Source organism: Thioalkalivibrio sp. ALD1 (assembly GCF_000381245.1).
GTDB lineage: Bacteria > Pseudomonadota > Gammaproteobacteria > Ectothiorhodospirales > Ectothiorhodospiraceae > Thioalkalivibrio.
On record NZ_KB906243.1, the window covers coordinates 84,715 to 99,544 of the forward strand.

The window sequence follows — 14,830 nt, forward strand, 5'->3', positions numbered from 1 at the left end:
CTCGCTCAGGGCTGACACCATCCGTTCACCCGACACGGATGGGCATAAGGGGCCACATTCTAGGGAGCCGCCCCCACCCGGGCAACCACGCCCGGAGGGAAAAGCGGGTTACTCGTTGCCTTCGATAACCACAAAGGCCTGCGCATACTCGCGCTCGTCGCTAATACTGAGGTGGATGACGCTCACCCCGAGCCGCTCGGCGGTCGATTGCGCGCGGCCTCCCAGCACAAACTCGGGGCGGCCGCGGGCGTCATGGATCACCCCCGCCTCGGACAGTGCCATGTCCGCACCAACCCCGCACCCCAGCGCCTTGGCCAGGGCCTCTTTGGCGGCGAAGCGCCGGGCCAGAAACCCTCCCGGTTGCTCCAGCGGCAAATCCGCACGTTCCACAGGGTGCAGGATACGCTCTGCCAGTCGGTGACCGTGACGATCCCACATGCCTTGCATGCGTGCCACCTGGACGAGGTCGGTTCCGATCCCCAGGATCATGTAGCGATCACACCGGGTACTGGCCGACCGGCAGGCCGGCGCGGGCGGCATCCATCAGCCCGCGCATATGACTGACTGCCTCGGGCAGGCCGGTGAACAACGCGCGCGCCACGATGGAATGCCCGATATTGAGTTCGTGGAACACCGGGTTGGCCGCGATCGGGCGCACGTTGTCGTAATCCAGACCGTGACCCGCATTGATCACCAGCCCAATGGCCTGGCCCGCAGCGGCGGCCTCGTTAATCCCGACGAGCAGGCGTTCACGCTCGGCCGCCTCGCGGGCATTGGCATAGGCCCCCGTATGCAGCTCCACCACCGGGGCCCCGATCGCGACGGCCGCTTCCAGTTGGCGAACATCCGGTTCCACAAACAGCGAGACATCGATCCCGGCCGCGGTCAGCGGGGCGACAAAATCGCGCAACCGCTCGAGTTGCCCGGCCGCGTCCAGCCCACCCTCGGTAGTCAGTTCCTCGCGTTTTTCCGGCACAATGCAGCAGGCCTCGGGCCGCAGTTTCAGTGCGATGGCCTGCATGCCTTCCGTAGCCGCCATTTCGAGATTCATCGGGACGGTCAGGCGCGGCTTGATACCAAACACGTCATCGTCCTGTATGTGACGGCGGTCCTCGCGCAGGTGCAGGGTGATCGAATCCGCTCCGCTCGCCTCGGCCAGGCGCACCGCCTGCATCAGATCCGGATACGGCGTGTGGCGGGCCTGCCGGATCGTGGCGATGTGGTCGAGGTTGACCCCCAGCTTGAGCGATACGGGATGCGACATGATGCGAGTGGCCTTCGTTATGGATCAGGACGTGGGCTACAGCAACGCCCGCGTGCGTAGCGCGCGGCCGGCCAGGTGGTGGTCGATCAGGGCACGCATAAAGTCACGTGCCGAGCGGGCATGATTATCCGGGACCTCCTGCTCCAAGGCCAGCGCCCGCAAGACCTCCCCGGCGACGGCGCCCGCACGACCCGGCTGTGTGGGTTCAAGCCCCCTCTCGGGCTCGTAGCGATACCAGACACCGGACTCAAGGTCGGCAGAATCCAGATGTTCCAGCCCGGAATCGATCGGCAACAGCAGCGCCCACTCGGCGCGGCGCAGCACCACGTCCGCGCGCTCCCGGGCCGCCAGCCGCGCGTAGGCCGTCAACAGGGCCGGCAGCGCCTCGGGGATCGGGGCCTCGCGCGGGTAAAGACGCAGCACGAGTTCGTTCAGGTACAAACCGCAGACCAAAGCCCGCCCGGTCAGCGGAAAGACCCTCTGCTGCTCCGCCACCTGCAGCGTGGGGAGCTCGCCACGGCCGCGCCAGGCCAGATCGAGCAGCACAAAGGGCTGTACCGACCCCGCCTTGCCCCGCACCACCGCCGCCACACGCCCGGCCTCGCCGGTCAGCAGTTCCAGTACACGGCTGTTTTCGCGCAGGGCGCGTGCATGCAGGACCACACCCTGGGTAACCGCCGTCGCCGCGCCACTCATGCGCGCCGCAGAGCCTTCACCGGGGTTCTTCGATGCCCAGCTCGCGCAGGGCGCGCGGGTTCCGGGTCCAGTCCGCCTCGACGCGCACCGTCAGGCGCAGCATGACCTTGCGTCCCAGCAATTCCTCCAGCTGCAGGCGCGCCGCCTGTCCGATGCGCTTCAGACGCTGACCGCCCTTGCCGATCACGATCCCTTTCTGGCTGTCGCGCTCGACCAGGATGACCGCGTCGATATGCGTGGTCCTTGGCTCGTCGGCCCACTGCTCCACGCGCACCGCCACCGAGTACGGAACCTCCTGTCCCAGGCTCTCCAGCAGGGACTCGCGGATCATCTCCTCGGCGCGAAAGCGCTCCGGGCGATCGGACAACTGCTCGGGGTCGTAGAGGAAGGGGCCCGTGGGCAGATGCACCCGAATCTCGTCGATCAGGCCCCCGACGTTGGAACCCGTCTTCGCCGACAGCGGCACGACACCGGCATAGGGCATCGCTTCCATCCGCGCCGCGATAAACGGCAGCAATTCTTCTTTTTCCCGCGCCCGGTCGACCTTGTTGATGACCAGTAGCGCAGGCCGTTCGGACTGGCGAATCAGCTGTTCGATGCGCTCGTCGCCCTCGCCAAAGCGTTCCGCCTCGACGAGGAAACACACCAGGTCGGCGTCGGCCAGGGCCTGGCTGGCCGTGCGGTTCAGTACCCGGTTCACCAGACGCGTGCGTTCGGTGTCGATCCCCGGGGTGTCCATCAGCACGATCTGGTCGTCCCCCTCGGTCACGATGCCGAGGATGCGATTGCGCGTGGTGTGGGGACGCCGCGTGGTGGCCGCCAGCTTCTCGCCCACCAGGCGGTTCATTAGCGTGGTCTTGCCAACATTCGGGCGCCCGACCAGGGCGACCAGACCACAACGGGTCCCGAAATCGGGGGTGCTCTCCATGTCGCTCACTGCTCCTGGGCCTGCTGCTGCAACCGCCGCAGCGCCGCCTCGGCCGCGGCCTGCTCCGCGCGGCGTCGCGACGAACCCTCGCCCCGCTGTCCCCAGCCCTGTGTGGGTAAATGCACGGAGACGGTAAAGCGGCGCTCGTGATCGGGGCCCACCACATCCAGCACCTCGTAGACAGGCAGTTCCGCGTTGCGGCCCTGCAGCTGTTCCTGCAGCCGGGTCTTCGGGTCCTTCAGGGATTCGGCCGAGGGGAGGTTCCTCAGGCGCTCGGAATATAGAGCCAGGGTGAAGTCACGGGCGGCCTGCATACCCGCCTCGCGATAGGTTACGCCGATCAGTGCCTCGACCGCATCGGCCAGGATGGAGTCGCGCCGCTGCCCCCCGCTCTTGCGCTCGCCCTGGCCGAGATTGAGCATCCCCTCGAGCCCCGATTCGCGGGCCAGGGCCGCCAGCGACTCGCGGTTGACCAGGGCCGCGCGCAGGCGGGTGAGGTCCCCCTCTGGCGCGTCCGGCAACTGCTCGTAAAGGGCATCGGCTATAACCAGCCCCAGGACCGCATCGCCCAGAAACTCCAGGCGCTCGTTGTTACGCCCGCCGGCACTGCGATGGGTCAGGGCCTGGCGGATGCCCTCGCCCTCGCGCACAGCCTTCGGCAGCAGATCGCGAAAATCGCGACTCGCGGCAGACCCTTGCAGATGGTGTTCCGACAATCCCACGGTGACTCGTACGAACAGCCTAAGGCGCCAGGGTTTCGCTGCGGGAGAAGCGCGCGACCACATCCACGTTGCCCAGAAACTCGCGGCGGACTTCGTACTCCAGATGCATTTGCCTGCGATCGCCGCTCTCCGTCACGGAGAAGTCATCCTCCTCGATCCCGTCATATACCGAGTTGATCTGGAACCGGCGATTCATCTCGCGCCACAGCTCGCGCTCGCTCTTGTCGGCCGCACCTGGCTGAGCCGCGACGTCCTGCATGATAGAGCGCACAGTGAGGTACTGGGTGTACTGCGTACCCATCTTGATCACGAAGGTCCCGACCAGCAGGGCCAGCAGGATCAGGGCCATCACCGTCAGGGCTCCCGCCCCGCGCATGGAATGTCTGGAATGCTGCATCGCGCTACCCCTTGGTTGCCTGCGCCCCGCGGAACGCGCTAGGGAAACGAAAGTTTCCCTAACGAATCGCCTGGCCAATCCGCGAAAAGTCCCTGTGCCCTTCATTGTAATCCCAATGCAACCAGATAAAGAGGGCACGCCCCACTAGCAGGTCCTCGGAGACAAAGCCCCAGGTCCGGCTGTCATTGGAATTGTCGCGATTGTCGCCGACCATAAAGTAATGACCCTCGGGCACGGTCACCGAACCATCCAGACTCGGGCGCTCCTCGCGCATCAGCGTCGTGTAGGTGCGTCCGTCGAGCGTTTCCTCGTACAGCGACGCCCCCGACATGACTTCCCCGGAGCCCTCGCCCTCGAAGGTTCCCACACGCTCGGCCGACTGCGCCTCGCCGTTGACATACAGCACACGATCACGGAACTCGATGGTATCTCCCGGCAGCCCGATTACCCGCTTGATGTAGTCCTCTTGCGGGTTGCGCGGGTACTTGAACACCACGACCTCGCCACGTTCGGGCTCGCCCATGTCAAAGACCTTGGTACGCGTAACCGGCAAACGGATCCCGTAGGAGAACTTGTTCACCATGATGAAGTCGCCCACCAGCAGGGTCGGCATCATGGATCCCGACGGGATGCGAAACGGCTCGGCCACGAACGAGCGCAGCACCAGCACGATCAGCAACACCGGGAAGAATGATCGCGAGTAGTCCACGAACCACGGCATGCGCGCCTGGCGCTCGGGGCTCAGCCGCCGCCGCAGGAGCACCCAGCCCAGCCAGATCAGGCCCGTTGCGGCCGTGGCCAGTACCAGGATCAGTTCCAGATTCGCCATGTATTGTCCTCATCACCGCCTTGCGGCGTGCCCGCTCCGACCCGGGCGTTATTTGTCGTCGCCGACCGACAGCACCGCCAGGAAGGCCTCCTGCGGCACATCCACCTTGCCAATCGACTTCATGCGTTTCTTGCCGGCCTTCTGCTTCTCCAGCAGCTTGCGCTTGCGCGAGACGTCGCCACCGTAGCACTTGGCCAGCACGTTCTTGCGCATCGCCTTGACCGTGGAACGCGCGATGATCTTCGAGCCGATCGCCGCCTGGATCGCCACCTCGTACATCTGACGCGGGATGATCTTGGCCATGCGCTCGGTCAGTTCGCGACCGCGCGACTCCGCATGGTCACGATGCACGATCCCGGACAAGGCATCCACCCGCTCGCCGTTGATCAGGATATCCACGCGCACCAGCGGAGCGGCCTGGAAGCGCCGCGGCTGGTAGTCGAACGAGGCGTAGCCGCGGGTTGCGGACTTCAGCCGGTCAAAGAAGTCCAGCATCACCTCGGACATCGGCAGTTCATAGGACAACTGCACCTGACGCCCCAGATACTGCATCTTCGTCTGTACCCCGCGCTTCTCGATGCACAGGGTGATCACCGCGCCCACATAGTCCTGCGGCACGAGGATGTTGGCCTCGATGATCGGCTCCCGAATTTCGGCGATCTCGTTGCTCGGCGGCAGCCCGGAGGGGTTGTGCACCATGACCACCTCGCCGTCGCTCTTTTCCACCTCGTAGACCACCGTGGGTGCGGTGGTAATCAGGTCGAGGTCGTACTCGCGCTCTAGGCGCTCCTGCACAATCTCCATGTGCAGCATACCCAGGAAGCCACAGCGAAAGCCGAAGCCCAGCGCCTGCGAGGTCTCCGGTTCGAAGGACAGCGCCGCATCGTTCAGGCGCAGCTTGTCCAGCGCCTCGCGCAAATCGTTGAAGTCGTCCGCGCTGACCGGGAACAGCCCGGCGAACACCCGTGGCTGGATCTCCTGGAATCCCGGCACCGGCTCGTCGGCCGGGTTGTTGAAGTCGGTGAAGGTATCCCCGACCTTGGCCCCGGAGATGTCCTTGATGGTCGCGATCAGATAGCCGACCTCGCCGACCTCCAGGGTCTCGCGGTCCACCGGTTTGGGCGTAAACACACCGACCCGGCTGACCTCGTGGGCGCGTCCGACGGACATTGCCTTGATCTTCTGGCCTGCATAAAAGCGCCCGGCCTTGACTCGCACCAGCGCGACCACGCCCAAGTAGTTGTCGTACCAGGAGTCGATCACCAGCGCCTTGGGCGCTGCCTCGGCATCCCCCTCCGGCGGCGGGATACGGCGCACGATCTCCTCCAGCAGCTCGGCGATGCCCTCGCCGGTCTTGGCGGAGACCCGCATGGCGTCGGTGGCCTCGATACCGATCACGTCCTCGATCTCGGCCGCCACGCGGTCGGGTTCGGCCGCCGGCAGGTCGATCTTGTTCAGCACCGGGACGACCTCGAGCCCCTGGTCAATCGCGGTGTAACAGTTGGCCACACTCTGCGCCTCCACGCCCTGCGACGCATCGACCACCAGCAGCGCGCCCTCGCAGGCATACAGCGAACGTGACACCTCGTAGGAAAAGTCCACATGCCCCGGGGTATCGATGAAGTTCAGCTGGTAACGCTGGCCGTCCTGGGCGTCGTAGAACAGCGAGACGCTCTGTGCCTTGATGGTGATCCCGCGCTCGCGCTCCAGGTCCATCGAGTCCAGCACCTGCTCGGACATCTCGCGCTCGGTAAGGCCATGGCAGCCCTGGATCAGGCGGTCGGCCAGCGTGGACTTGCCGTGGTCGATATGCGCGATGATGGAAAAATTACGGGTCAGGCGAGTTTCGGTCATGCAGGGGCCAGTAGGTCCAGCAGTGCCTTTCGGTCGAGGAAATGGCAGCAAAGAATGTCGCCGTCGACCGCAAGCACCGGGACCTTCGCGTTGAAACGCGCGCGCAGGTCCGGGTCCTCGTCGATGTCGACGACCTCGAGGACGAAAGTATAACGGCTTTTGAGGGCCGAAAGCTCTGTGAGCATCTGCTCGCAGAGCCCGCAGCCCTCGCGGTGATACAGCGTCAGCGTCCGCATCATGATCGCCGCTGCCCGGGCGCTGGGCGCCCGGACCGGGGCACGATCATCATTCAGACGGGATGCGCAGGGCGATAAAGGTCGGGTTGCCGTCGCGCTGGATCAGGACCGGCACCGTACGCCCGGCACCGGCGGCCTCGATCTGCTCTTCCAGCTCTTCCAGCGAATCCACCGAGTGACGACCGAACTGCACGATTACATCACCCGGGCGAATGCCGGAGGAACGCGCCGGATTGCCCGTCACCTCGGTCACCACCAGTCCGCCGTCCAGACCCAGCTCCTCGGCCTGGGCGGCATCCAGCGGTTCCAGATGCATCCCGAGCAGGCTTTGCGGCTTGGCAGGATCTTCCTGCTCCGGCTGGCGGCCGCCGCGCTCCGCCGCGATATCGTCCGGCAGGCGTTCGATCTCGACCGTAATGGTCCGGGTTTCCTCGCCTCGGCGAATCTCCACCTCGGCCTCGGTGCCGACCGGCGTCCGCCCCACAATCGGCGGCAGGGCGGAGGAGTTCGGGACCTCGATGCCATTGAACTTGAGGATCACATCCCCGGTCTCGAAGCCGGCCTTCTCTGCCGGGCTGTCCGACTGCACCCGGGCAACCAGAGCGCCGCTGGGCTTGTCCATGCCGAACGACTCGGCCAGATCACGCGTCACTTCCTGGATCAACACGCCCAGCCAGCCGCGGGTGACCTCGCCGTGCTCGCGCAGTTGCGTGACGACATCCTCGACCATCTCGATCGGCACCGCGAACGACAGCCCCATGAAGCCACCGGTCCGGCTGTAGATCTGGGCGTTGATGCCCACGACCTTGCCGTCCAGGTTCAACAGCGGACCACCGGAATTACCCGGATTGATCGCGACATCGGTCTGGATGAACGGGACGTAGTTTTCAGTCGGAAGGTTGCGCCCCTTGGCGCTGACGATCCCGGCCGTCACGGAATGGTCGAAGCCGAACGGCGAGCCGATCGCCAGCACCCACTCGCCGACCTTGAGGTCATCCGACGAACCCAGCTCCAGCGTAGGCAGGTCGTCGGCGTCGATCTTCAGCAGGGCCACGTCGCTTTGCGGGTCCTTGCCAACCACCTCGGCATCGAAAACGCGCCGGTCGGAGAGATGGACGACGACCTCGGAGGCCCCCTCCACGACGTGGTTCGCCGTGATGATGTAGCCATCCTCGGTGTAGATGAAGCCAGAACCCAGCGAGCTGCGCTCGGGCATACGGCCTTCACCGCCCTCGCCTCGGCCGCCGCCCGGAGGCGCGCCGAAGAAACGCTCGAACAGATCCTCGAACGGAGAGCCCTCGAAATCGGGGTGCCCGCCCGTCTGGCCACCCTCGCGCTCTCGCGTGGTGGAGATATTGACCACCGCCGGGCTGTGTTCCTCCGCAAGCGGCACGAAGTCCGGCAGCATGCGCGCCGAGGCCGGCAGGGAAAAGGCGAAAAGGATCAGCCCCAGCAGGGCCCATTGCATCGGTCGCGTCATGGTTAAAACCGCTTTTGTTCGTGCGTTCATGCTCTAGAAAATCCGCGCCGGGACAAGTTCCCGGCGGTCACATTCATTGGTCAATCGGGCGCGGGCGACCTCGCACTCACAACGCCTGTATCGGTCTCGCGCCGCAGGAACACCGGCGCCAGATCCGGCGCGCGGTGGCGCATCCAGTAACGCACGCCGCCCAGGCCGAGCACGAAACCGGCCACACCCGCCAGCAGCAGCCAGCCCTCGCCGAGTAACGGCCATATCCACATCAACAGGCCTGGCACCACGACCAAGCCCAGCAATGGCAGCAGATACATCGCGAGGGCACCGGAGACAAGCGCCTGGTCCCGAATCCCGATAATCACGCGGTCGCCTGCGCGGAGCTGGCCAGGGTGACCGATGGTCACCTCCACGGCCTTGCGCCCCAGCACCTCCGACAGCACACCACTGCCACAGCCAGTACGGGCCGAACAGCTGCCACAGGTGGACTGGCGCTCGATCCGCACGCGCGCGCTGTGCGCCTCGGCCGAGAGCACCACACCCTGTTCCTCGATCCAGTGCGCCACGGGTATTAGTCGCCCGCGGCGTCCCGATAGGAGACCGCATCCAGCACCTGCTGGACCGTCGTATGGGGCACATCACCCACCGCCGTAACCTGATGCCCCGCCATCACCCGCGCGGCGGCATGGGTGGCGCCGGCACGGGTCGTACCCTCGAAACTTTTGTCACCATCCGCCGGTTCCACGTAGACCGACACCGAGGCCAGGCCATCACTCAGCACGAAATGGCGCGAGACCTCGTCTCCGTTGCCAAGCGAACGCTCGCTGGCGGCCACCGCCTGAAAGCCCGAGGGCAATTCACCGAACTTCCAGCCACCCAGACCATTGTCTTCGTCCCACTGGGGCTTCTTGTGGCCACGGTCGGCGCGTACCTCGATAAATTCGGCCTGGTCGGTCGTCGGCTCAAGCTCACTCTCGGCGATTTCGGCAGACAGTTCGAGATCGGTGAAGGCAAGACGTTCGAGCAGTTTCCCGCTCGGATCGTACAACTCGCTCAACAGCGGGAGGGCGCTTTCCAAGTGGAGACAGTAGCGATGACTGTAGCGCAGAGTGTCGCGTGCACGCGCTAGAACCAGGGTGCAGGAGTAACCGGCCACACGATCCAGGCCCTGGACCTTCAGGGCATAGAGGTCGTGTTCTTTGAGCAGGGAAACCGGCGCGCCGGCAGGGCCCAACGGCGACTGCGCACCGTCGCCCGAGGCGCCACGCGCTCCCTTGATTGCACTCAGGCGGTCCACCGATCGGACAATCTCGCGCTCGGCGCCCGTAAGGGTCTCCAGACGTTCGCGATAGCCACCATCCTCGGCGATGTGCACCACGCGAATGGTGTCGATGCGGTCATCGCGCTGCAGAACGAAGGTGCCCTGATAGCTCTCCGCATGCAGGCTTGTCGTCATGCGCTCAAGCCATTCCAGCGGCGAGGCCTCGTCCGCCAGGGTCTGCGCCGGAAGGCAGAGGGCGGTTGCGGCCAGAACGAGCGGCAGCCCACGCCACATGGCGTATTACTCGTCGCTGACCGAGTAGCGTACGCGTCCCAGGGCCGAAGAGCCCGGGCCGGTCAGTTCGGCATGGTTCTCGAGGTAGCGGGCGAACCGCGGATCCAGAGACTCGCCAACCTCCGTCTGCGCCGAATCTTCGGCACTGGCCCGGGAGCTGGCCGTTTGCACGTCGCCTGCGGCTGCCGGGGTGCCGCTTTCCACGGCCACCGGGGTCGCATCCTGACCGGGGCGATCCCCCAGCATCTGCATGCCGACCAGCGTGACCATCGCCACGGCCGCGGCCACACCCGTACCGGCTACCGGCTTCAGCCAGCGCGGCGACTCGCGCCGGGGCACGCCCTGCAAGGCGGGTTCGTCCGCCAGGGCCGTTCGAATGTCATCCATGAAATGTGCGGGGGCCGTGTTGCGCAGCCCGCCGCGGAGACTGTCACCGATCAGGTGATAGCGTTCCCACTGACTGCGATCTTCTTCGGATTTGACCAGTTCGTCGATCAGGCGCCGCGTCTCGAAGTCATCCGTTTCTCCGTCTACGAGGGCGGATAGACGTTCACTCTTGGTGACTTGTTCTTTCATGGTGCTTCTCGTCATTCGTCGTCTAACAAAGGACGCAAGGTCCGGTCGATGGCCTCGCGGGCCCGGAAGATGCGCGACCGTACGGTACCGATCGGACATCCCATCGTCTGCGCGATTTCTTCGTAACTCAGTCCCTCGATCTCGCGCAGCGTAATCGCCATGCGAAGGTCGTCGGGCAGTTTCTCGATGGTGCGCTGCACCGCGCCTTCTATCTCCTCGGACAAGAGCTCCCCCTCCGGGGTTGCATTGTCCTTGAGAGCGGAGTCCCCGCTCATCTGTTCCGCATCCTGCGCATCGACTTCGGCCTCGGGCCGCCGCCGTCCCTGGGAAACCAGATAGTTCTTGGCCGTATTGATGGCGATACGGTAGAGCCAGGTATAGAACGCACTCTCGCCGCGAAAGTTCGCCAGTCCCTTGTAAGCCTTGATGAAGGCCTCCTGGGACACATCCAGGGCAGCAGCCTGATCATGCACATAGCGCCCGACCAGGTTCACGATCTTGTGCTGGTACTTCAGCACCAGAATGTCGAAAGCCGCCTTGTCGCCGTTTTGTACGCGTTTGACCAGGGCCTCGTCGGAAGCCTTCTCGCTCATGCGGGGGCTCCCGCGACGACGCCGGTCTCCGGTAATCTATGGTGCATGGACCGCCTGACTCGCATTAAGTTCGCTTTCCGCACAACACTGTTGCGAAAGGGCCACGATTTGCTCGGGCAACAAGCGCAGCACGTTACCTGAGCCATGGAAACAGTACAACAACCTCGCCTGGCCGACGTACTGGTGATCGGGAGCGGCGCAGCGGGACTCTCGGCCGCCCTGCATCTGGCCCCGTATCGCCGCGTGACGGTGATCAGCAAGGGCCCGGTGGACGAGGGCTCGACCCGCTATGCCCAGGGCGGAATCTCCGCCGTTCTCGACCGCGCCGACTCGTTCGATGCCCATATCGCCGACACCCTGGATGCAGGAGCCGACCTGTGCGATCCGGACGCCGTGCGCCGCACCGTGGCCGCCGGCCCCGAGGCGATCCAGTGGCTGCTGAACCTCGGTGTGCCGTTCACCCGCGAGGCCCTGGAGGGGCGCAGCCGCCTGCACCTGACCCGCGAGGGGGGCCACAGCGCCCGGCGCGTCGCCCATGCCGCCGACGCCACCGGCCGCGCAATCGAGGATGCGCTTGTAAAGAGCGCCTCCGGGCAGGCCAGCATCGAGGTCTTCGAGCGCCACGTGGCGGTGGACCTGATCACCCAGCCCGTGGACGGCACCCGGCGCGTGGTGGGCGCCTATGTGCAGGACGCCAAGACCCGCGAGGTGGAGACCATTCTCGCCCCGACCGTAATCCTGGCGACCGGTGGCGCGAGCAAGGTCTATCTGTACAGCTCCAACCCCGACGGCGCCACCGGCGACGGCATCGCGATGGCCTGGCGGGCCGGCTGCCGCATCGCGAACATGGAGTTCATGCAGTTCCATCCGACCTGCCTGTTCCACCCGCGCGCCAAGTCGTTCCTGATCTCCGAGGCGGTACGTGGCGAGGGCGGGCTGCTGTTGCTCCCCGACGGCGAACGCTTCATGCCGCGCTTTGACGAGCGCGCGGAACTGGCCCCGCGCGACATCGTCGCCCGCGCGGTCGACCACGAGATGAAACGCCTCGGCCTGGATCACGTGAACCTGGATATCAGTCACAAACCGGCGGAGTTCATCCGCGAGCACTTCCCGACGATCTACGAGCGCTGCCTGCAGTTCGGCTTCGACATGACCCGCGAACCGCTGCCGGTGGTGCCGGCCGCGCACTACACCTGTGGCGGTGTGATGGTGAACCACTTCGGCCAGACCGACCTGCCCGGCCTGTACGCGGCCGGCGAGGTCTCCTACACGGGCCTGCACGGGGCCAACCGCATGGCCAGCAACTCGCTGCTGGAGTGCCTGGTCTACGCCCGCGGAGCCGCCGAGCACATCCTGTCGCAGACCGATCTGCCCGCTCCGGAGCAACTCACGGCACCGCCCGCCTGGGACGAGTCACGCGTTACGGAATCCGAGGAAGAGGTCGTGGTCGCCCACGACTGGGACGAACTGCGCCGCCTGATGTGGGACTACGTGGGCATCGTGCGCACCCGCGAGCGCCTGCACCGTGCCGAGCGCCGCATCCGCATCCTGCAGGAAGAGATCCACGAGTATTACAGCCACTTCCGCATCTCGCCGGACCTGCTCGAGCTGCGCAACCTGGCGATGGTTGCGGAGATCATCGTGACCAGCGCCCTGTCCCGCAAGGAAAGCCGCGGGCTGCATTTTATCCGCGACTACCCGGAGACCGACCCGGCCCTGGATGGACAGCCGACGATCCTGGCCCCGGACAACGCTCTGCGCCCGGGCGACAGCCGTCGACCGTAACCTGCTCTCCCCAGTAGCAGCACGGCCAGCGCGCTAAGGGAGACGCTGATTGGATCGCACGTCCGCGTTGGTGCCCCCTGTTTTCCGAGACAAGGCGCATCGTGCAGCGGGTAGTGGTTCTACCCGCCCGTTGCTGATTGATTCGGGGCGCAACGCAGGATCGGGGAACAGGGGGCACCAACCCCACAAGACATTGGAAGCAGGGGCTCGGCCGCCCGTTGTTGATCAAAAACGGGCGCGCTCACAGCGTTGCGGCTCCCTTGTGCAGAATCGCTGCACGGCAGTCACCGCGCCTTGTTCGCACGCAAAAGCGACTCGAGCGCGGACGCGCGATTAAATCAGTGTCTCCCTAAGGCATTACCACCACTTCTCGTATTTGAGCTGCGTCTCGGGGATCCCCCATTCGGCCAGCAGCGTGGCCATGTCCTCGATGAACTCGCGCGAACCGCAGAAATAGAACAGGGCATCGCGCGGCAGCTTCAGCGACTCCAGCAGCTCGTGGCTGATGCGCCCGGTGTGCCCCAGCCAGTCTTCGGCCTCGCGCGTTACCGTGAGGGTTATGTCGATGTTCTCGGCCTTGGCCAGGTGCGCCAGTTCGTCCGGGAACAGCATCTCGTCCTGGTGCGCGACGCTGTAGACGAGATGGGCGTAGACGTCCGGCATGCCGTCATTGACCGCGCGCAGAATGCTGAACAGTGGCGTGACGCCGATCCCCGCGCCCAGCAGCACGACGTTCTGCGCCATGCCCGGCTCGAAGAAGAAGCTGCCCTGCCCGGGGGTGATGTAGACCGTATCCCCCTCGCACGCGGTGGTGTGCAGGTAGTGCGTGGCGTGATGGTGATCGGCGTACTTGATCGCGAGCTGCAGCCGCCCGTCATCGCGCGGCGCGGAGACCACCGAGTAGCCCCCGACAAACGGCTTGCCGGCAGCCTGCGGGATCACCAGATCCAGCCACTGCCCGGCCTTGCTGGAAAAACGCGCCGGGTCGGCCGACAGGGTAAAGACCTTGATCAGCGGCGTGACGGGTTCGATCGCCTCGATCCGGGCCGGCATGAAGTGTTCGGGCAGTTCAACGGCGTGTGTCATTTGGGGTCCGTGCTAGTGTCGCGTTCGCGCCGCCGGGCCTCCTGGTAGAGGGCCTCCTGGGCGTCGAAATCCAGCTGTTCAAGGGCCTGCCCCTGCTCGCGGGCCAGGGCCTCCATGGTACGAAAGCGCGCCTCGAACTTGCGCGTAGTCCCGCGCAGCGCGCCTTCCGGCTCCACTCCCAGATGACGCGCCCAGTTGGTCACGGCAAACAACAGATCGCCGATCTCCTCGGCCACGCGGTCGGGATCGGCGTCGCCGGCCAACTCCTCGTGGACCTCGTCCAGTTCCTCGTGGATCTTCTCCAGCACCGGAGCCGGCTCATCCCAGTCGAAGCCCAGCCGGGCCGCGCGGCGCTGGGTTTTGGCGGCACGAGCCAGGGCCGGCATCGCCAGCGGGATGTCGTCCATCGCGCTGTGGTGGTCGCGGGCGGCGCGCTCCTCGGCCTTCGCCGATTCCCAGGCCGCCTCGCGGGCGGCATCATCCGCGTACTCGGCATCGGCGAATACATGCGGGTGGCGCCGCACCAGCTTGTCGCCGATCGCACGGGCGATGGCGTCGAGATCAAAGCGCCCGGCCTCCTCCGCGATCCGTGCCTGGAAGACCACCTGAAACAGAAGATCGCCCAGCTCGTCGCGCAGCTCACGAGTGGCTGCCTCGCTGCCATCGTCGCGAGCGATCGCGTCGGCCAGCTCGAAGGCCTCCTCCAGCGTGTGGGGCACGATGGTCTGGGCGGTCTGCTCCCGATCCCAGGCACAGCCCTGCTCGGGATCACGCAGGCGCGCCATGATCGCGCGCAGGCGCTCCACGGGATTGGTATTCCTCATGAGGGCGGAGT

Annotated in this window: 17 protein-coding genes; 1 reads left to right on the forward strand and 16 read right to left on the reverse strand. The window is 65.7% G+C overall.

The features are described from left to right. Positions 1–108: 108 nt before the first annotated feature. The 14 genes from acpS to rpoE form a co-directional block, all read right to left on the reverse strand. Positions 109–489 (reverse strand): holo-ACP synthase, encoded by a 381-nt coding sequence (acpS, locus tag F623_RS0107690; RefSeq protein WP_018868424.1) that lies wholly within the window; start codon positions 487–489, stop codon positions 109–111. 7 nt (positions 490–496) lie between these two features. Beyond that, positions 497–1,264 (reverse strand): pyridoxine 5'-phosphate synthase, encoded by a 768-nt coding sequence (locus F623_RS0107695; RefSeq protein ID WP_018861941.1) that lies wholly within the window; start codon positions 1,262–1,264, stop codon positions 497–499. A gap of 36 nt (positions 1,265–1,300) precedes the next feature. After that, positions 1,301–1,960 carry a DNA repair protein RecO gene (locus tag F623_RS0107700; protein WP_018861942.1) on the reverse strand — a complete coding sequence of 220 codons (660 nt, stop codon included), beginning with the start codon at positions 1,958–1,960 and terminating at the stop codon, positions 1,301–1,303. Positions 1,961–1,976: 16 nt separating this feature from the next. Next, complete coding sequence (gene era, locus F623_RS0107705; protein WP_018861943.1) at positions 1,977–2,888, reverse strand: GTPase Era; 912 nt, start codon at positions 2,886–2,888, stop codon at positions 1,977–1,979. Between the two features lie 5 nt (positions 2,889–2,893). Then, complete coding sequence (gene rnc / locus F623_RS0107710; protein ID WP_018861944.1) at positions 2,894–3,604, reverse strand: ribonuclease III; 711 nt, start codon at positions 3,602–3,604, stop codon at positions 2,894–2,896. Positions 3,605–3,629: 25 nt separating this feature from the next. Then, the gene (locus F623_RS0107715; protein WP_018861945.1) at positions 3,630–3,986 is read right to left on the reverse strand and encodes a DUF4845 domain-containing protein; all 357 of its coding nucleotides are present in this window, start codon (positions 3,984–3,986) and stop codon (positions 3,630–3,632) included. A 79-nt stretch (positions 3,987–4,065) separates the two neighbouring features. Continuing rightward, the gene (gene lepB, locus F623_RS0107720) at positions 4,066–4,836 is read right to left on the reverse strand and encodes a signal peptidase I (protein WP_018861946.1); all 771 of its coding nucleotides are present in this window, start codon (positions 4,834–4,836) and stop codon (positions 4,066–4,068) included. Positions 4,837–4,884: 48 nt separating this feature from the next. Further along, the gene (lepA, locus tag F623_RS0107725) at positions 4,885–6,690 is read right to left on the reverse strand and encodes a translation elongation factor 4 (protein ID WP_018861947.1); all 1,806 of its coding nucleotides are present in this window, start codon (positions 6,688–6,690) and stop codon (positions 4,885–4,887) included. After that, positions 6,687–6,926 (reverse strand): glutaredoxin family protein, encoded by a 240-nt coding sequence (locus F623_RS0107730; RefSeq protein WP_026278721.1) that lies wholly within the window; start codon positions 6,924–6,926, stop codon positions 6,687–6,689. The genes lepA and F623_RS0107730 overlap by 4 nt, the downstream gene beginning before the upstream one ends. 49 nt (positions 6,927–6,975) lie before the next feature. Beyond that, positions 6,976–8,394 (reverse strand): DegQ family serine endoprotease, encoded by a 1,419-nt coding sequence (locus tag F623_RS0107735; protein WP_018861949.1) that lies wholly within the window; start codon positions 8,392–8,394, stop codon positions 6,976–6,978. 92 nt (positions 8,395–8,486) lie between these two features. Next, a complete protein-coding gene (locus F623_RS0107740) occupies positions 8,487–8,966 on the reverse strand; it encodes a SoxR reducing system RseC family protein (protein WP_018861950.1) in 480 nt (159 codons plus the stop codon). A 5-nt stretch (positions 8,967–8,971) separates the two neighbouring features. After that, complete coding sequence (locus F623_RS0107745) at positions 8,972–9,955, reverse strand: MucB/RseB C-terminal domain-containing protein (protein WP_018861951.1); 984 nt, start codon at positions 9,953–9,955, stop codon at positions 8,972–8,974. Between the two features lie 6 nt (positions 9,956–9,961). Then, the gene (locus F623_RS0107750) at positions 9,962–10,531 is read right to left on the reverse strand and encodes a sigma-E factor negative regulatory protein (RefSeq protein ID WP_018861952.1); all 570 of its coding nucleotides are present in this window, start codon (positions 10,529–10,531) and stop codon (positions 9,962–9,964) included. Positions 10,532–10,542: 11 nt separating this feature from the next. After that, complete coding sequence (gene rpoE / locus F623_RS0107755) at positions 10,543–11,124, reverse strand: RNA polymerase sigma factor RpoE (RefSeq protein ID WP_018861953.1); 582 nt, start codon at positions 11,122–11,124, stop codon at positions 10,543–10,545. Between the two features lie 144 nt (positions 11,125–11,268). On the opposite strand from rpoE, the gene nadB reads away from it, so the two are divergent. Continuing rightward, a complete protein-coding gene (nadB, locus tag F623_RS0107760; RefSeq protein WP_018861954.1) occupies positions 11,269–12,909 on the forward strand; it encodes an L-aspartate oxidase in 1,641 nt (546 codons plus the stop codon). A 357-nt stretch (positions 12,910–13,266) separates the two neighbouring features. Here nadB and F623_RS0107765 read toward each other — a convergent pair whose 3' ends face one another. Further along, positions 13,267–13,995, reverse strand: a complete 729-nt coding sequence (locus F623_RS0107765; RefSeq protein ID WP_018861955.1) for a ferredoxin--NADP reductase — start codon at positions 13,993–13,995, stop codon at positions 13,267–13,269. Then, on the reverse strand, positions 13,992–14,819 hold the full coding sequence (mazG, locus tag F623_RS0107770; RefSeq protein ID WP_026278722.1) for a nucleoside triphosphate pyrophosphohydrolase: 828 nt from the start codon (positions 14,817–14,819) through the stop codon (positions 13,992–13,994). Before mazG ends, F623_RS0107765 begins: the two co-directional genes overlap by 4 nt. Positions 14,820–14,830 lie beyond the last annotated feature (11 nt).

Excerpts from the sequence above, each read along its gene's own strand:
- acpS (WP_018868424.1), bottom strand. The coding sequence starts at position 489 with ATGATCCTGGGGATCGGAACCGACCTCGTCCAGGTGGCACGCATGCAA.
- F623_RS0107695 (WP_018861941.1), bottom strand. The coding sequence starts at position 1,264 with ATGTCGCATCCCGTATCGCTCAAGCTGGGGGTCAACCTCGACCACATC.
- F623_RS0107700 (WP_018861942.1), bottom strand. The coding sequence starts at position 1,960 with ATGAGTGGCGCGGCGACGGCGGTTACCCAGGGTGTGGTCCTGCATGCA.
- era (WP_018861943.1), bottom strand. The coding sequence starts at position 2,888 with ATGGAGAGCACCCCCGATTTCGGGACCCGTTGTGGTCTGGTCGCCCTG.
- F623_RS0107715 (WP_018861945.1), bottom strand. The coding sequence starts at position 3,986 with ATGCGCGGGGCGGGAGCCCTGACGGTGATGGCCCTGATCCTGCTGGCC.
- lepB (WP_018861946.1), bottom strand. The coding sequence starts at position 4,836 with ATGGCGAATCTGGAACTGATCCTGGTACTGGCCACGGCCGCAACGGGC.
- lepA (WP_018861947.1), bottom strand. The coding sequence starts at position 6,690 with ATGACCGAAACTCGCCTGACCCGTAATTTTTCCATCATCGCGCATATC.
- F623_RS0107730 (WP_026278721.1), bottom strand. The coding sequence starts at position 6,926 with ATGCGGACGCTGACGCTGTATCACCGCGAGGGCTGCGGGCTCTGCGAG.
- F623_RS0107735 (WP_018861949.1), bottom strand. The coding sequence starts at position 8,394 with ATGCAATGGGCCCTGCTGGGGCTGATCCTTTTCGCCTTTTCCCTGCCG.
- F623_RS0107745 (WP_018861951.1), bottom strand. The coding sequence starts at position 9,955 with ATGTGGCGTGGGCTGCCGCTCGTTCTGGCCGCAACCGCCCTCTGCCTT.
- F623_RS0107750 (WP_018861952.1), bottom strand. The coding sequence starts at position 10,531 with ATGAAAGAACAAGTCACCAAGAGTGAACGTCTATCCGCCCTCGTAGAC.
- rpoE (WP_018861953.1), bottom strand. The coding sequence starts at position 11,124 with ATGAGCGAGAAGGCTTCCGACGAGGCCCTGGTCAAACGCGTACAAAAC.
- nadB (WP_018861954.1), top strand. The coding sequence starts at position 11,269 with ATGGAAACAGTACAACAACCTCGCCTGGCCGACGTACTGGTGATCGGG.
- F623_RS0107765 (WP_018861955.1), bottom strand. The coding sequence starts at position 13,995 with ATGACACACGCCGTTGAACTGCCCGAACACTTCATGCCGGCCCGGATC.
- mazG (WP_026278722.1), bottom strand. The coding sequence starts at position 14,819 with ATGAGGAATACCAATCCCGTGGAGCGCCTGCGCGCGATCATGGCGCGC.